General features: G+C 73.5%; 12 protein-coding genes. 7 read left to right on the forward strand and 5 right to left on the reverse strand.

Features of this window, described 5'->3' with window-relative positions; translation table 11 throughout:
- Window positions 1–9: 9 nt before the first annotated feature.
- Both ABZZ38_RS17070 and ABZZ38_RS17075 read left to right on the forward strand, forming a co-directional pair.
- On the forward strand, window positions 10–996 hold the full coding sequence (locus ABZZ38_RS17070; protein ID WP_356740311.1) for a helix-turn-helix domain-containing protein: 987 nt from the start codon (window positions 10–12) through the stop codon (window positions 994–996).
- A 98-nt stretch (window positions 997–1,094) separates the two neighbouring features.
- Window positions 1,095–1,577 carry a DUF456 domain-containing protein gene (locus ABZZ38_RS17075; RefSeq protein ID WP_356740313.1) on the forward strand — a complete coding sequence of 161 codons (483 nt, stop codon included), beginning with the start codon at window positions 1,095–1,097 and terminating at the stop codon, window positions 1,575–1,577.
- A gap of 221 nt (window positions 1,578–1,798) precedes the next feature.
- On the opposite strand, the gene ABZZ38_RS17080 is transcribed toward ABZZ38_RS17075, so the two are convergent.
- The 5 genes from ABZZ38_RS17080 to ABZZ38_RS17100 form a co-directional block, all read right to left on the reverse strand.
- Window positions 1,799–3,148: an AlkA N-terminal domain-containing protein gene (locus ABZZ38_RS17080; RefSeq protein WP_356740460.1), complete on the reverse strand. Its 1,350-nt coding sequence runs from the start codon at window positions 3,146–3,148 to the stop codon at window positions 1,799–1,801.
- A 91-nt stretch (window positions 3,149–3,239) separates the two neighbouring features.
- Window positions 3,240–4,355 (reverse strand): ribosome small subunit-dependent GTPase A, encoded by a 1,116-nt coding sequence (gene rsgA / locus ABZZ38_RS17085; protein ID WP_356740315.1) that lies wholly within the window; start codon window positions 4,353–4,355, stop codon window positions 3,240–3,242.
- Between the two features lie 322 nt (window positions 4,356–4,677).
- Entirely contained in the window at window positions 4,678–5,952 is a 1,275-nt protein-coding gene (locus ABZZ38_RS17090) for a cation:proton antiporter (RefSeq protein ID WP_356740317.1), read from the reverse strand.
- Between the two features lies 1 nt (window position 5,953).
- Window positions 5,954–6,424 (reverse strand): TrkA C-terminal domain-containing protein, encoded by a 471-nt coding sequence (locus ABZZ38_RS17095; RefSeq protein WP_356740319.1) that lies wholly within the window; start codon window positions 6,422–6,424, stop codon window positions 5,954–5,956.
- A gap of 348 nt (window positions 6,425–6,772) precedes the next feature.
- Window positions 6,773–7,951: a YihY/virulence factor BrkB family protein gene (locus ABZZ38_RS17100; protein ID WP_356740321.1), complete on the reverse strand. Its 1,179-nt coding sequence runs from the start codon at window positions 7,949–7,951 to the stop codon at window positions 6,773–6,775.
- A gap of 17 nt (window positions 7,952–7,968) precedes the next feature.
- Here ABZZ38_RS17100 and ABZZ38_RS17105 point away from each other — a divergent pair, with 17 nt between their 5' ends.
- The 5 genes from ABZZ38_RS17105 (at window position 7,969) to ABZZ38_RS17125 (ending at window position 13,880) form a co-directional block, all read left to right on the forward strand.
- Complete coding sequence (locus ABZZ38_RS17105; protein ID WP_356740323.1) at window positions 7,969–9,606, forward strand: acyl-CoA dehydrogenase family protein; 1,638 nt, start codon at window positions 7,969–7,971, stop codon at window positions 9,604–9,606.
- Between the two features lie 279 nt (window positions 9,607–9,885).
- Window positions 9,886–11,214, forward strand: a complete 1,329-nt coding sequence (locus ABZZ38_RS17110) for a GAF domain-containing protein (protein WP_356740325.1) — start codon at window positions 9,886–9,888, stop codon at window positions 11,212–11,214.
- Between the two features lie 13 nt (window positions 11,215–11,227).
- Window positions 11,228–11,794 (forward strand): GNAT family N-acetyltransferase, encoded by a 567-nt coding sequence (locus ABZZ38_RS17115; RefSeq protein WP_356740327.1) that lies wholly within the window; start codon window positions 11,228–11,230, stop codon window positions 11,792–11,794.
- A gap of 177 nt (window positions 11,795–11,971) precedes the next feature.
- The gene (locus ABZZ38_RS17120) at window positions 11,972–12,055 is read left to right on the forward strand and encodes a putative leader peptide (protein WP_312846103.1); all 84 of its coding nucleotides are present in this window, start codon (window positions 11,972–11,974) and stop codon (window positions 12,053–12,055) included.
- A 127-nt stretch (window positions 12,056–12,182) separates the two neighbouring features.
- Window positions 12,183–13,880 carry a nitrite/sulfite reductase gene (locus tag ABZZ38_RS17125; protein WP_356740329.1) on the forward strand — a complete coding sequence of 566 codons (1,698 nt, stop codon included), beginning with the start codon at window positions 12,183–12,185 and terminating at the stop codon, window positions 13,878–13,880.
- Window positions 13,881–13,905: the final 25 nt, after the last annotated feature.

Consider the following 13,905-nt stretch of genomic DNA (forward strand, 5'->3'; position numbering starts at 1 on the left):
GGTTCGTACGTGCTCGCAGCGATAGGACTGGACGAGCGGCAGGAGTCGGCGTACCGGGCGCTGGTGGCGCTGGGCGCGGCCGAGGTGGCGGATCTCGCGCACCGGCTGGCGCTGCCGGAGCCGGACACCGAACGGGCGCTGCGGCGGCTGGAGTCGCAGGGCCTGGCCGCCCGGTCGCCGGCGCGTGCCGGACGCTGGGTGGCCGCCCCGCCCGCGGCGGCGCTGAGCGCGCTGTTGGCCCGGCAGCGGCACGAGCTGGAGCAGGCCGAGCTGGCGGCGGCGAAGCTGGCGGAGGAGTACCGGGCGGAGGCCGCGGAGCCGGCCGCGCACGACCTGGTGGAGGTGGTGACGGGCGCGAGCGCGGTGGAGCACCGGTTCCGGCAGCTCCGGCTGGGCGCGACGCGCGAGGTGTGCGCGCTCGTCACGGGCCGGCCGGTGGCGGCGACGGGCGCGGACGACGGCGTGCGGGAGGGCGCGGCGGCCGGGGGCGTCGCGCACCGGGTGGTCGTCGAGCGGGAGGTGCTGGAGCGGCCCGACGGGGTCGCCGGGTTGTCGGCGGCGCTCGGCCGCGGGGAGCGGGTCCGCGTGGTGGACCGGGTGCCGACGCGACTGGTGATCGCGGACCGGGGCCTGGCGATCGTGCCGTTGACGGGCGACCGGGGCCCGGAGCCCGCGGCGCTGGTGGTGCACGCGAGCGGGCTGCTGCGGTCCCTGGCGAGCCTCTTCGAGGCGGTGTGGCGCGAGGCGCTGCCACTGCGGCCGGGCGCGGGCGGCGGGGTGACGCGGGGAGCGGCGCCGGGCCCGGACACGACCGACCTGGAGATCCTCTCGCTGCTGCTGGCGGGCCTGACGGACGCGAGCGTGGCCAAACAACTGGACCTGGGCCTGCGCACGGTCCAGCGGCGCGTGAAGAGCCTGATGGAGACGGCGGGCGTGACGACCCGCCTGCAACTGGGCTGGCACGCGTACGAGCGCGGCTGGGTCGCCCGGACCTGAGTCGCGTCTTCGGAGCGCCCGGGATCCTGCCCGGCTCACGGGGCCGCCGCCGGCCCGGACGACCTGCGGGAACGGGGCGGGTCCGGCAGGCTGGACGCGTGGGTGAATGGCAGCTCCTGATGGTCGGGACGGTGATGCTGCTCGGCCTGTTCGGCGTGCTCCTCCCCGGTGTGCCGGGCTCCTGGCTGGTGTGGGCGGCCGTGGCGTGGTGGTCGCTGCACGAGAAGAGCGCTCTGGCCTGGTGGGTGCTCGTCGGTTCGACCGCCGTGCTGCTGCTGACCCAGGTCGTCGTCTGGCAGCTGCCCGCCCGTCGGCTGCGCGGTGTGGGTATCACGCGGCGGATGGTGGCGTACGCGGGGGTGGGGGCGCTGCTCGGGTTCGTCCTGCTGCCGGTGATCGGCGCCGTGCCGGGCTACATCGGTGGTATCTACCTCTCCGAGCGGCTGCGGCTCGGCGGCCACGGGCCCGCCATGACGTCGACGCGGACGGTGATGCGGGCGGTGGGCGGGAGTGTGCTGGTGGAGCTGTTCGCGTGCCTGCTGATCGTCGGCGCGTGGATGGGCGCCGCGCTCGGCGGCTGACGCGCCGACGGCGGCACCGGGACCGCGGAGCGGGGTCCCGGCCCGGTCCGCACGCCGATGGGCGGGCCGTCCCCGGGCGCCCGTGCCGAGGGTACGTCCGGGTGCGCGGCGTCGACATCGGGGCGAGGCGGGGCTGCCCACCGGCCCGGGTGAGCGCGGCACACCTCAGCGAGGACGTGATCCCGCGTCCATCCGAAGACGGTCGTCAGCCGGGGTCTCGGCTACCAGGAGCCGACCGCGTCCGCGTAGCGCGCGGCGTAGGAGCGCCAGGGCCGCCACTCGTCGCGGTCGGCGCGCTCGTCGGGTGCCACGTCCGGGTCCCCGAGGGCCCGCATGCGGATCAGCGCGGCGGTCCGCGCCGTCACTCCGGGCAGTGCGCGCAGCGCCTGTTCGGCCGCGTCGCGGTCGGCGCCCGGGTCGAGCCGCAGACCGCCCCCGGCGAGCGCGGTGGCGAGCGGTCCGGCCTCGGGGTGGCCGGTGAGCGCGGCGGGCTCGGGGAAGAGGTGGGTGAGGCCGCCGCACGGGGTGTCGAGCGGCGTGCCGTACGCCTCGACCAGCCGCCGCGTCCCGGCGCGCCCGACCACGGCCCGCACCGCGAACTCCTCCGGCTCGGCGGCTCCGGGCGAGCGCAGCCCGGGGCGCGCGGCCACGCGGGGCGCGAGGATCTCGTCGGCGCCGAGCCGCTCGGCGACCGCGTACGGGTCGGCGTCCAGGTCGAACAGCCGGCGCAGCCGCTGTACGGCGGTGGTGAGGTCGCGCAGGTCGGTGAGGTGGACGCGGGCGTCCAGCCACGGGCCGGACGACCGCTCGTCGACGGCGGCGACGCCGGAACCGTACGGCAGGCGCAGTGTGCGCCGGTAGATGCGGGTGCCGGGCGTGCCCACCACCTCCTCGACCTGCGCGACGGCCTCGGCCGCGAGCAGGTCGAACACCTCCCGGGCGGCGTACGGGCCCCGGTACGCCAGCCGCAGCGGGATCCCGCCCGCCCCCGGGGCCGTACGGCCGCGGCATTCGGCGCGCAGCCCGCTCGGGGTGCGCGCGTAGATCTCTCGGATCGTGTCGTTGAACTGCCGCACGCTGGCGAACCCGGAGGCGAACGCGATCTCGGTGACCGGCAGGTCGGTGGTCTGCAACAGCACCCGCGCGGTGTGGGCGCGCCGGGCGCGGGCCAGCGCGACGGGCCCGGCGCCGAGTTCGGCGGTGAGCTGGCGCTGCACCTGCCGCGCGCTGTACCCGAGCCGGTCGGCGAGGCCGGGGACGCCTTCGCGGTCCACCACCCCGTCGCCGATCATGCGCATGGCGCGGCCGACGACATCGGCGCGTACGTTCCAGGCGGCGGAGCCGGGCACGGCGTCGGGTCTGCACCGGCGGCAGGCCCGGAAGCCGTGCCGCTGGGCGGCGGCCGCGGTCGGGAAGAAGGTGACGTTGCGCCGTTTGGGTGTGACGGCCGGGCAGCTGGGCCGGCAGTAGATGCCGGTGGTGCGGACGGCGAAGAAGAACTCCCCGTCGAACCGCGCGTCGCGGCTGCTCACCGCCTCGTACCTGGTGTCCTCGTCCCTCACGCACCCCAGTGTCCGACACCGCCCCTCCCCCGGCTGGCGGGTTTCGGACACCACGCTGAGCGCGCTGCCCGAGTGGCGCGCCCGGGGCGCGTCGGCGGTGTCAGCGCAGCCGCCCCCGCTTGGCCTGCAACGCGGCGCGGCCCTCGGCGCTTATCCGCTTCCAGTCCTTGAGGATCTCGGTGCGCAGACGGGCGTCGGTCTTGGCGACGATGCGCTGGTTCTCACGGAGCAACTTGCGGTAGCTCTCCAGCCGCCGCTCCGGCAGGGCGCCGTCCTCGATGGCGGCGAGGACCGCGCAGCCCGGCTCGGCCCGGTGGGCGCAGTCGTGGAAGCGGCACCCTTCCGCCAGTTCCTCGATCTCCGGGAAGACCTGGCCGACGCCGGTCCCGGCGTCCCACATCCCGACGCCCCGCAGCCCGGGGGTGTCGATCAGGACCCCACCGCCCGGCATGAGGAGGAGGTTGCGGGTCGTCGTGGTGTGACGGCCCTTGCCGTCGACCTCACGGGTGGCCCGGACGGCCATGACGTCCTCGCCGAGCAGCGCGTTGGCGAGGGTGGACTTGCCCGCGCCGGAGATGCCGAGCAGCACGCTCGTGCCGCCCGCCACGACGGCGGAGAGGACGTCGAGGCCCTCTCCGCCGACGGCGCTGACCGGCACGACGGGCACACCCGGCGCGGCGGTCCCGACGTCCTGCACGAGGTGGGCCAGGCCGACCGGGTCGGGCACCAGGTCCGCCTTGGTGAGCACGACGAGCGGCTGGGCGCCGGACTCCCAGGCCAGGGCGAGGAACCGTTCGATCCGGCCCAGGTCCGGCTCGACGGCGAGCGACACCGCGATGACCGCGTGGTCGACGTTCGCGGCGAGGATCTGCCCCTCGGAGCGGTTGGAGGAGGTGGAGCGCACGAAGGCGGTACGGCGCGGGAGATACGCGCGGACGTACCGGGGGGTGCCGTCGGTTTCGACGGCACCCCAGTCGCCCGTGCAGATGACCCGCAGCGGATCGTGCGGAGTCACGAACGAGGTGTCGGCGCGGACGGGCCCGTCGGCGGTGACCATGTCGCACTGGCCGCGGTCGACCCGGACCACCCGGCCGGGGACGAGCCCTCGGTCGGCGTACGGCGCGAACTCCGCCTCCCACACCGCGTCCCAGCCGTAGGGGGCCAGGGGGTGCGGCGCGGAAGCGTGGGCGGAGGTGGAAACGGAAGACGAAGACAAGGGGAAACCCTTACGAAAGGGTGGCCCCGGCGGCAGGACGCGCGCGTGAGAGCGTCAGCCGGCGGCCACGGGAGTGGACATGACGCGCATCTGGTCCAGGGCAGCGCCCTGCGCAGTGACAGCCATCGGTCACACCTCCCGTCCATCGCTCTTACAGCTCTTGCGGCACGCTTACAGCTCTTCCGGCACGAACGGTTTCACCCTAGGGCAGCTCCACGCACCCGTGCCAATGCTTTTTTTCCCCGTCACCCGTGATCGCTCCACTGCGCCGGGGCCGGGCGAAGCCGGACCATCATGGCCATGGAGGGCGGCGGCGCCGTGCTCATCGAGCCTCAGCCGGTCCGCTGACCTCCACGCCCTCCCTGAGCTGCTCGTGTCCCGGGGGCGGGTCCGTACGGTGTTCGGCGTGTCCGGGGCCGCCTGAGCGGCCCGAGTGACCGGGGCGCCGGAGCCGACGGGCCCGGCCCAGCGCCGGTTCGGTCCAGCGGGCGGCGATCGGGCCGAGGACGACCAGGATCAGGACGTACGCCGTGGCGAGGGGGCCGATCCGCGGTTCGCTCGCCACCGCGAGGCCCGCGATGACGATGGAGAACTCACCGCGGGCGACTAGCGCCCCGCCCGCGCGGAGGCGCCCGCGCGGGCCGATGCCGGCGCGCCGGGCCGCGTACCAGCCGGTGGCGATCTTGGTCAGGGCGGTGGTGCCGGCGAGCAGCAGCGCGGGCAGCAGCACCGGCGGGATGGCGGCGGGGTCGGTCGACAGGCCGAAGAAGACGAAGAACACCGCGGCGAACAGATCGCGCAGCGGGGTGAGCAGTTCACGCGCGCCCTCGGCGACCTCGCCCGACAGCGCGATGCCGACGAGGAACGCGCCGACCGCCGCCGAGACCTGGAGCTCCTGGGCGATCCCGGCGACGAGCACCGTCAGTCCGAGGACGACGAGGAGCAGCATCTCGGGGTTGTCGGAGGAGACCGCGCGGCTGAGCAGGCGGCCGTGGCGGAGGGCGACGTACAGGACGAGGCCGATCGTGCCGAGCGCGATGAGCAGGGTGATGCTGCCGCCGGCGAGGCCCACGCCGGCCAGCAGGGCGGTGAGGAGCGGCAGGTAGACGGCCATGGAGAGGTCCTCGATGACGAGGACGCCGAGGATGACGGGTGTTTCGCGGTTGCCGAGCCGGCCGAGGTCGGTGAGGACCTTGGCGATGACGCCGGAGGAGGAGATCCAGGTGATGCCGGCGAGGGCGACGGCGGCGACCGGGCCCCAGCCGAGGAGGAGCGCGGCGGCGGCGCCGGGGGTCGCGTTGAGGACGAAGTCGACGGCGCCGGAGGGGTATTGCGTCTTGAGGCTGTCGACGAGCTCGGTGGCGCTGTATTCGAGTCCGAGCAGCAGCAGGAGCAGGATGACGCCGATCTCGGCGCCGACGGCGACGAAGTCCTCGCTGGCGTTGAGCGGGAGGAGCCCGCCATGCCCGAAGGCGAGGCCGGCCAGGAGGTAGAGGGGTATCGGGGAGAGGCCGATGCGTCCGGCGAACCTGCCTATCAGCCCGAGGGCGAGGATGACCGCTCCGAGTTCGATGAGGAGCGCGGCGGTGTCGTGCATGTCATCCTCCGGCGATGATCGCGGCGAGGGCGTCCACGCCGTCGCGGGTGCCCACGGCGACGAGGGTGTCCCCGATGGCCAGCCGGAAGTCGGGGCCGGGTGAGGGGTGGGCGCTCGTGCGGCGCAGGACGGCGACGATGGAGGCGCCGGTGCGGGTGCGCGCCCGGGTGTCGCCGAGCAGCCGCCCCGCGTACGGGGAGCGGCTGTGGACGGGGATGTGCTCGGTGACCAGGTCCAGGCCGGGCGCGCGGAGGGAGTCGAGCGGCGCGGGGTCCACCAGGTGGGCGAGCGCGGTCGCCTCTTCGGGGGTGAGGGGCACCGACGCCTGGCAGGTGTCGGGGTCGTCGGCGCGGTAGAAGCCGAGGAAGCGGCGGCCGTCGTGGTGGACGACGACCGAGATGTGCTGGCCCGCTTCGGTGGTGAGGTCGTACTGCGTGCCGACGCCGGGCAGTGGGGTGCGACGGATTCCCATGATCCCCTCCGGAGCTCTCACGGGGACACCAAGCAAAGGATCTTCTTTACCTTAACATTACGTTGCCTTGCGGAGGGCGGCCCGGGGCGGCGGGTGGAGGCCTCCGGGCTTCCGCGCGGTCGCCCTGGACGAGGGGTGCTCCTCGCTCGCGGAGGCGGTCGGGGACGCGGCGGCGGCTCGTGACGGCGGGGCCTTCCGGGTGAGGGCGATGACCTCCGGACCTGCCCGATCGACTGCCGTTCGCACGGTGGCGGTGGTGCGCGCGTCCGAGCCGGGGCCCCAGTGCGCCCGCGCGTCCGCGTCCGCGCCCCAGTCCGATTCCGAGCCCGCGCCCCACTCCGAGGGGAACTAGGGCCGCTCCTCCCCCTCCCTGTCCTTGCCCTTGCTCTTCTCCCTTTCCCTGTCCCTGTCCTTCTCCTTCGGCGTGTGCAGCCGCGCCACCACGTCGTCCGGCGGCAGGAATCGCGACCAGCGCTCCGGGAACTCCGACGGCATGTCCGGGTCGTCGTCGTCCAGTCCCTCAACCGCCGCCTTGGCGCGGGCCACCAGGGCGGCGGCCTCGGCCGTGCGGACGCGCTCGGTCTCGGCGCGGGCGGCGGCCGTCGTGGCGGCGGGCCAGACGCGGTCGATCGCCGCGTTCACCGCCGCGCCGACCAGGACCGCGAAGGCCGAGATGCCGATCCACAGCAGGACCGCGATGGGGGCGGACAGGGAGCCGTAGATCGTGGGGCCCTCGACCGTACTGGTCAGGTAGATGCGCAGCAGGAAGCTGCCGAGCACCCACATCGCGAGGGCCACCAGGGCGCCGGGGACGTCCTCGATCCAGGGCGAGCGGACCGGGACGGACACGTGGTACAGCGTGGTGAGGAAGGCGATCGACAGGAGGATGACGACGGGCCAGTACAGGATGGCGACGACTTCCGTGCCCCACGGGATCAGCTCGACCACCCGGTCCGGTCCGACCACGGCCAGCGGCAGGACCACCGCGCCGATCAGCAGCGCCACGATGTAGAGGACGAAGGCCAGCAGCCGGGTGGCGACGATGCCGCGGCGACCGTCGAGGCCGTACATCACGGTGATGGTGTCGATGAAGACGTTGACGGCGCGCGAGCCCGACCAGAGGGCGATGGCGAAGCCGATCGAGATGACGTCCGGGCGCCCGCCCTGGGTGACGTCCTCCAGCAGGGGTTTGGCGATGTCGTTGACGCCCCGGTCGGACAGGACCGTGCCCACGGCCGCGAGGATGTTCTTCTCGATGGAGGCGACCGTCGTCGTGTCGGTCCAGTCGTCGATGTAACCGAGCAGACCGAGCAGGCCCAGCATCAGGGGCGGCAGCGACAGGAGGGTGAAGAACGCCGCTTCGGCGGCGAGGCCGAGGATGCGGTACTCGATGCACGAATTGACGGTGTCCTTCAGGAGCAGCCACGCCATCTTCCGCTTGGAGACGTTGCGGTAGAGGGCCCGGGCCCGGTGAAGTCTGCCCGGTGACCGCGGGTGCCACTGGGGTGTTTCCTTTGCTGCCTGCACCTCCTTACCGTATCCGCATGGCAGCCACCACCCACACAGTGACCAACCAGCCTCCGCCCCTGGTCGGGTACGACGTCTTCAGCGCCGATCACGCGCTGACGGAAGCCGTGGAACGTCACCTTCCGCTCGAACTCCTCGACGAGGTCCGCGGGGAGCTCTCCAAGCTGGGCACCACCGCCGGGTCCGCGCAGGCGCAGGAGTGGGGGTTCCTCGCCAACGAGAACCCGCCGAAGCTGCGCACCCACGACCGGTACGGCCACCGGATCGACCACGTCGACTTCCACCCCGCCTGGCACCGCCTGCTGGGGCACGCGGTGACGAACGGGCTCACCAACGCCTGGGGCCGGCCGGGCGGCCATGTGCGGCGCGCCGCCGGGTTCCTCGTGTGGACGCAGACCGAGGCGGGGCACGGCTGTCCGCTGTCGATGACCCACGCCGCGGTGCCCGCGCTGCGGACGGACCCGGCGCTCGCCGCCGAGTGGGAGCCGAAGCTGACCTCGCAGGTGTACGAGGGCGAGGAGCTGCGGACCGCCGCCGAGAAGGGCGGCGTGCTCTTCGGGATGGGCATGACGGAGAAGCAGGGCGGCAGCGACGTACGCGCCAACACGACGGCCGCCACGCCGCTGGACGCGGAGGGCGAGTACGTCCTGACGGGCCACAAGTGGTTCTGCTCGGCTCCCATGTCCGACGCCTTCCTGGTGCTGGCGCAGGCCCCCGGTGGGGTGACGTGCTTCCTGGTGCCGCGCGTGCTGGCGGACGGTTCGCGGAACGTGTTCCGGATCCAGCGGCTGAAGGACAAGCTGGGCAACCGGTCGAACGCCTCGAGCGAGGTGGAGTTCGAGGGGACGTGGGCGCGGCGGGTCGGTGAGGAGGGGCGCGGGGTGCGCACCATCATCGAGATGGTGGCGGCGACCCGGGTGGACTGCGTCATCGGGTCGGCCGCGCTGATGCGGCAGGCGGTGGCGCAGGCCGTGCACCACGCCGCGTACCGGAGCGCGTTCGGCGGCGTTCTGCTGGAGAAGCCGCTCATGCGCAACGTGCTGGCCGATCTGGCGCTGGAGTCGGAGGCGGCGACCACGCTGGCGATGCGGCTGGCGGCGGCGTACGACTCCGGGAGCGAGCAGGACCAGGCGTTCCTGCGCCTGGCGGTGCCCGCGGCCAAGTACTGGGTGACGAAGCGGTGCACACCGACGACTGCGGAGGCGCTGGAGTGTCTCGGCGGCAACGGTTACGTGGAGGAGTCCGGGATGCCGCGGCTGCTGCGCGAGTCGCCGCTGAACTCGATCTGGGAGGGCTCGGGCAACGTCCAGGCGCTGGATGTGCTGCGGGCGCTCCAGAGGGAGCCGTACGCGCTGAACGCCTTCCTGGAGGAGGTCGGGCAGGCGCGCGGCGCGGACCACCGGCTGGACGGGGCGATCAAGGACCTGCTGACGGACCTCGCCGACCTGGACGGCATCGAGGCGCGGGCCCGCCGGCTGGTCGAGCGGATGGCGCTGGTGCTCCAGGGGTCGTTGCTGGTGCGGTGGGCGCCGGCGGCGGTGGCGGACGCGTTCTGCGCGTCGCGGCTGGGAGGCGACTGGGGGACGGCGTTCGGGACGCTGCCGCACACCCTGGACCTGGGGGCCGTGGTGGAGCGGGCCCGGGCGGTCGTCTGACACGAGAGCGAGGGCGGGCGCGGGCCGTGTGTCCAGAACGGCCCGCGCCCGGGGAGAGTGGGGTGGTGCTGCGCCGACACGGCACCAACCCATCGCCGTACCGGAGCGCCGTCGCCGGGTCCGGTACGACACCACTTTCGCGCAGGAGCGGGGTCGTTCGCGAGAGTTGCAAGGGGTTGCAGCGAGGTGGGGGGTATCGGTGCGCGACGCCCATGACGGCGGGGGGAGAATGGGGTGACGTATACCAGCCACCGTGTGCGGTGCAGCGGGGAGGGACCGGTGCGCGAGGCGACTGTCGACATGGCGCGGCTCGCCGCCATGGACGCGCGGGAGGCGGCGCTGCTGCTCAAGGGGGTGCGGGACGCCACGCTGAAGGGCGGGCGGCCCCCGCTGGCGCCGCGCGCCGACATACGCGAGTCGTGGCAGCGGATGCTGCGCAAGGGCATCGATCCGGACAAGGACCACCGCTCCCGGCTGCTGTCGGCGGTGGAGCTGGAGCACCGGCGCAGCGCCTCGCCGCTGGCGGAGTTGTTGCCGCTGCTGCGTGAGGGGCTGGTGTCGGCGTCGGGCTCGTACTCGGGTTCGCCGCAGCACATCATGGTCGTCGCGGACGCGGACGGCCGGGTGCTGTGGCGGGAGGGCAGTCCGGCGGTGCTGCGGAAGGCGGACGGGCACGGGTTCGAGCCGGGCGCGGACTGGACGGAGGCGACCGTCGGGACGAACGGGGTGGGCACCCCGCTGGTGACCCGTCGCCCGGTGCAGGTGCACTCGGCGGAGCACTTCGTGGCGACGCACCACTCGTGGACGTGCGCGGGCGCGCCGATCACCGATCCGCGCGACGGGCGGCTGCTGGGCGCGGTGGATGTGAGCGGGCCGCTGGCGACGATGCACCCGGCGACGCTGATGCTCGTCAGCTCGGTCGCCAAGCTGGCCGAGGCCGAGCTGCGCAACCGGCACTTCACGGACCTGGAGCGGCTGCGCTCGGTGGCGGCGCCGGTCCTGTGCCGGGTCGGGGGGCGGGCACTGGCGGTGGACGGCCACGGGTGGCCGGCGGCGGTCACGGGGATGCCGCCGGTGGACCGGCTGGCGCTGCCGGGCGGGTTCGGCGCGGGGCGGGTCCTCGTGCCGTCGCTGGGCCGGTGCGTGGTGGAGCCGCTGCCCGGGGGCTGGCTGCTGCGGCTGGAGGACGGGAACGCCGAGGCGGCGGTCGACGTGCCGAGCCGTGCGGTGCTGGACGTCAGCCGGCCGCGCCGCTGGTCGCTGGAGGTGACGGGCGGGGCGGGCGGCTGGACGCAGGAGCTGAGCCCCCGCCACGCCGAGCTGCTGTACGTGCTGGCGCGGCACCCCGACGGCCGGAGCGCGGCGGACCTGGCGGCAGACGTCTTCGGTGACCGTACGCGCACGGTGACGGTCCGCGCGGAGATGTCCCGGGTACGCCGCACGCTGGGCGGGCTGCTGGCGCACCGCCCGTACCGCTTCCGCGAGGAGGTGGAGGTGACGGTGGTCCTCCCGGCGGACCCGGGTGACCTGCTGCCGCACTCGACGGCCCCGGCGGTGGTGGCGGCGCGGGGCGGGCGGCGCGGCTTGGGGCGCGGGCCGGAGGCGTGATTCGCTGGACGGTATGAGCATCGCCGTGACCACCTGGTCCCTGGAACAGACCTCGCCCGACGATCTGCGGCCGGCCGCCGAGCCGGACGGGGACATACGTGTCGTCCGGGCCGAGGTGCCCTCCCCCGAGTTCAGCCGGTTCCTCTACACGGCGGTGGGCGGCGACATCCGCTGGACGGACCGGCTCGGGCTGACGTACGCGCAGTGGCGGGAGATCGTCGACCGGCCCGGCGCCGAGATCTGGGTGGCGTACGAGAAGGGGACACCGGCGGGGTACGTGGAGCTGGACCCGCAGGACGACGGGGTCGTCGAGATCGTCTACTTCGGGCTGATCCCGGCGTTCCGGGGGCGGCGGATCGGCGGGCACCTGCTGTCGTACGGCACCGCCCGCGCCTGGGACCTGGCGGACCGCTGGCCGGGCCGTACGCCGACGAAGCGGGTGTGGCTGCACACCTGCTCGCTGGACGGCGAGCACGCGATGGACAACTATCTGCGTCGTGGCTTCACGCTCTTCGACACCGAGGTGACCGAGGAGCCGGACACCGCGCCCCCGGGGCCCTGGCCGGGCGCCCGCCCCTGACGGCGCGCACCTTCGGTGGGGGTGCCCCCGGGGAACACAGGGGCAGCCGGTCCGCGGAGGGCGCCCCAGCGGGCTCTTTGAGTGACCCATGACACACTTGTCCACAATGCGGGACACTCCCGTCCACATCATGGACAAAGGTGGACTGGGTCCAAAGTCCCATGCCAGGCTTCCGTCATGTCTCGAGCTGGAATTGCCTTGGTGAGTCGGCGGCACGTCGACCTCGGCCGCATGTCCAGCGCCATCTGTCCGGTGAGCTGAGCAAGCCAGCGCCACCGCGACCCCCGATCTTCCGCACCCCACTGCGCACCGCCGCGCCACCGCCAGTTTCCGCGCGCGCGTGTGCAGGTCAGAGCCGCCCTCCTGCAGTCCCGAAGGACGTATCGTCATGGCCTCCACCCCGGAAAAGCCCGCCCCCGCCACGCCCCGCCGCAAGGCCGGACGGCACCGTGGCGAGGGTCAGTGGGCCAGGGGCCACTTCACGCCCCTCAACGGCAACGAGCAGTTCAAGAAGGACGATGACGGTCTCAATGTGCGGACACGCATTGAGACGATCTACTCCAAGGCCGGCTTCGACTCGATCGACCCCAACGACCTGCGCGGCCGCATGCGCTGGTGGGGCCTCTACACCCAGCGCAAGCCCGGGATCGACGGCGGCAAGACCGCGATCCTGGAGCCGGAGGAGCTGGACGACGAGTACTTCATGCTGCGCGTCCGCATCGACGGCGGCCGGCTGACGACCCAGCAGCTGCGGGTCATCGGCGAGATCTCGCAGGAGTTCGCGCGCGGCACCGCGGACATCACCGACCGGCAGAACATCCAGTACCACTGGATCCGCATCGAGGACGTCCCCGAGATCTGGAACCGCCTCGAAGAGGTCGGGCTGTCCACGACGGAGGCGTGCGGTGACACCCCGCGTGTCATCCTCGGCTCGCCGGTCGCCGGCATCGCCGAGGACGAGATCATCGACGGCACCCCCGCACTGGAGGAGATCCAGCGCCGGATCGTCGGCAACAAGGAGTTCTCGAACCTCCCCCGCAAGTTCAAGTCGGCGATCTCCGGCTCGCCGCTCCTCGACGTGGCGCACGAGATCAACGACATCGCCTTCGTCGGCGTGAACCACCCCGAGCACGGCCCCGGTTTCGACGTCTGGGTCGGCGGCGGCCTGTCCACCAACCCGAAGATCGGTGTGCGGCTCGGCGCGTGGGTCCCGCTCGACGAGGTCCCCGATGTGTACGAGGGCGTCATCTCGATCTTCCGCGACTACGGCTACCGCCGACTGCGCAACCGCGCCCGCCTGAAGTTCCTGGTGGCCGACTGGGGCCCCGAGAGGTTCCGCCAGGTCCTGGAGGACGAGTACCTGAAGCGCGCGCTGATCGACGGGCCCGCGCCCGAGCAGCCCGTGCGGCAGTGGCGTGACCACGTCGGCGTGCACCGGCAGAAGGACGGCCGGTTCTACGTCGGGTTCGCACCGCGCGTCGGCCGCGTCGACGGCGCCACGCTCACGAAGATCGCCGACGTGGCGGCGGCGCACGGCTCCGCCCGGCTGCGCACCACCGCCGAGCAGAAGATGATCGTGCTCGACGTCGAGGAGCCCCAGGTCGAGTCGCTGGTGGCGGGCCTGGAGGCGCTGGACCTGCAGGTCGAGCCGTCCCCCTTCCGGCGCGGCACGATGGCCTGCACCGGCATCGAGTTCTGCAAGCTGGCGATCGTCGAGACGAAGGCCCGCGGCGCGGCGCTGATCGACGAGCTGGAGCGCCGCATCCCGGACTTCGACGAGCCGATCACCATCAACATCAACGGCTGCCCCAACGCCTGCGCCCGTATCCAGGTGGCGGACATCGGTCTCAAGGGCCAGCTGGTGCTCGACGACGACGGCAACCAGGTCGAGGGCTACCAGGTCCACCTGGGTGGCGCGCTCGGCCTGGAGGCCGGCTTCGGCCGCAAGGTGCGCGGCCTGAAGGTCACCTCCGCCGAGCTGCCCGACTACATCGAGCGGGTCCTCAAGCGCTTCGAGGCGGAGCGCGAGGACGGCGAGCGCTTCGCCACCTGGGCGGCGCGCGCCTCGGAGGAGGCGCTTTCGTGAGCGCGGCGAGCGAGACGAAGGACAT

It is taken from the genome of Streptomyces sp. NPDC006368 (assembly GCF_040612535.1).
GTDB lineage: Bacteria > Actinomycetota > Actinomycetes > Streptomycetales > Streptomycetaceae > Streptomyces.

What these genes read in the sequence shown, in the direction of transcription:
- ABZZ38_RS17090 (WP_356740317.1), bottom strand. Translation starts at nt 5,952, where the DNA reads ATGCACGACACCGCCGCGCTCCTCATCGAACTCGGAGCGGTCATCCTC.
- ABZZ38_RS17095 (WP_356740319.1), bottom strand. Translation starts at nt 6,424, where the DNA reads ATGGGAATCCGTCGCACCCCACTGCCCGGCGTCGGCACGCAGTACGAC.
- ABZZ38_RS17105 (WP_356740323.1), top strand. Translation starts at nt 7,969, where the DNA reads ATGGCAGCCACCACCCACACAGTGACCAACCAGCCTCCGCCCCTGGTC.
- ABZZ38_RS17115 (WP_356740327.1), top strand. Translation starts at nt 11,228, where the DNA reads ATGAGCATCGCCGTGACCACCTGGTCCCTGGAACAGACCTCGCCCGAC.
- ABZZ38_RS17120 (WP_312846103.1), top strand. Translation starts at nt 11,972, where the DNA reads ATGTCTCGAGCTGGAATTGCCTTGGTGAGTCGGCGGCACGTCGACCTC.
- ABZZ38_RS17125 (WP_356740329.1), top strand. Translation starts at nt 12,183, where the DNA reads ATGGCCTCCACCCCGGAAAAGCCCGCCCCCGCCACGCCCCGCCGCAAG.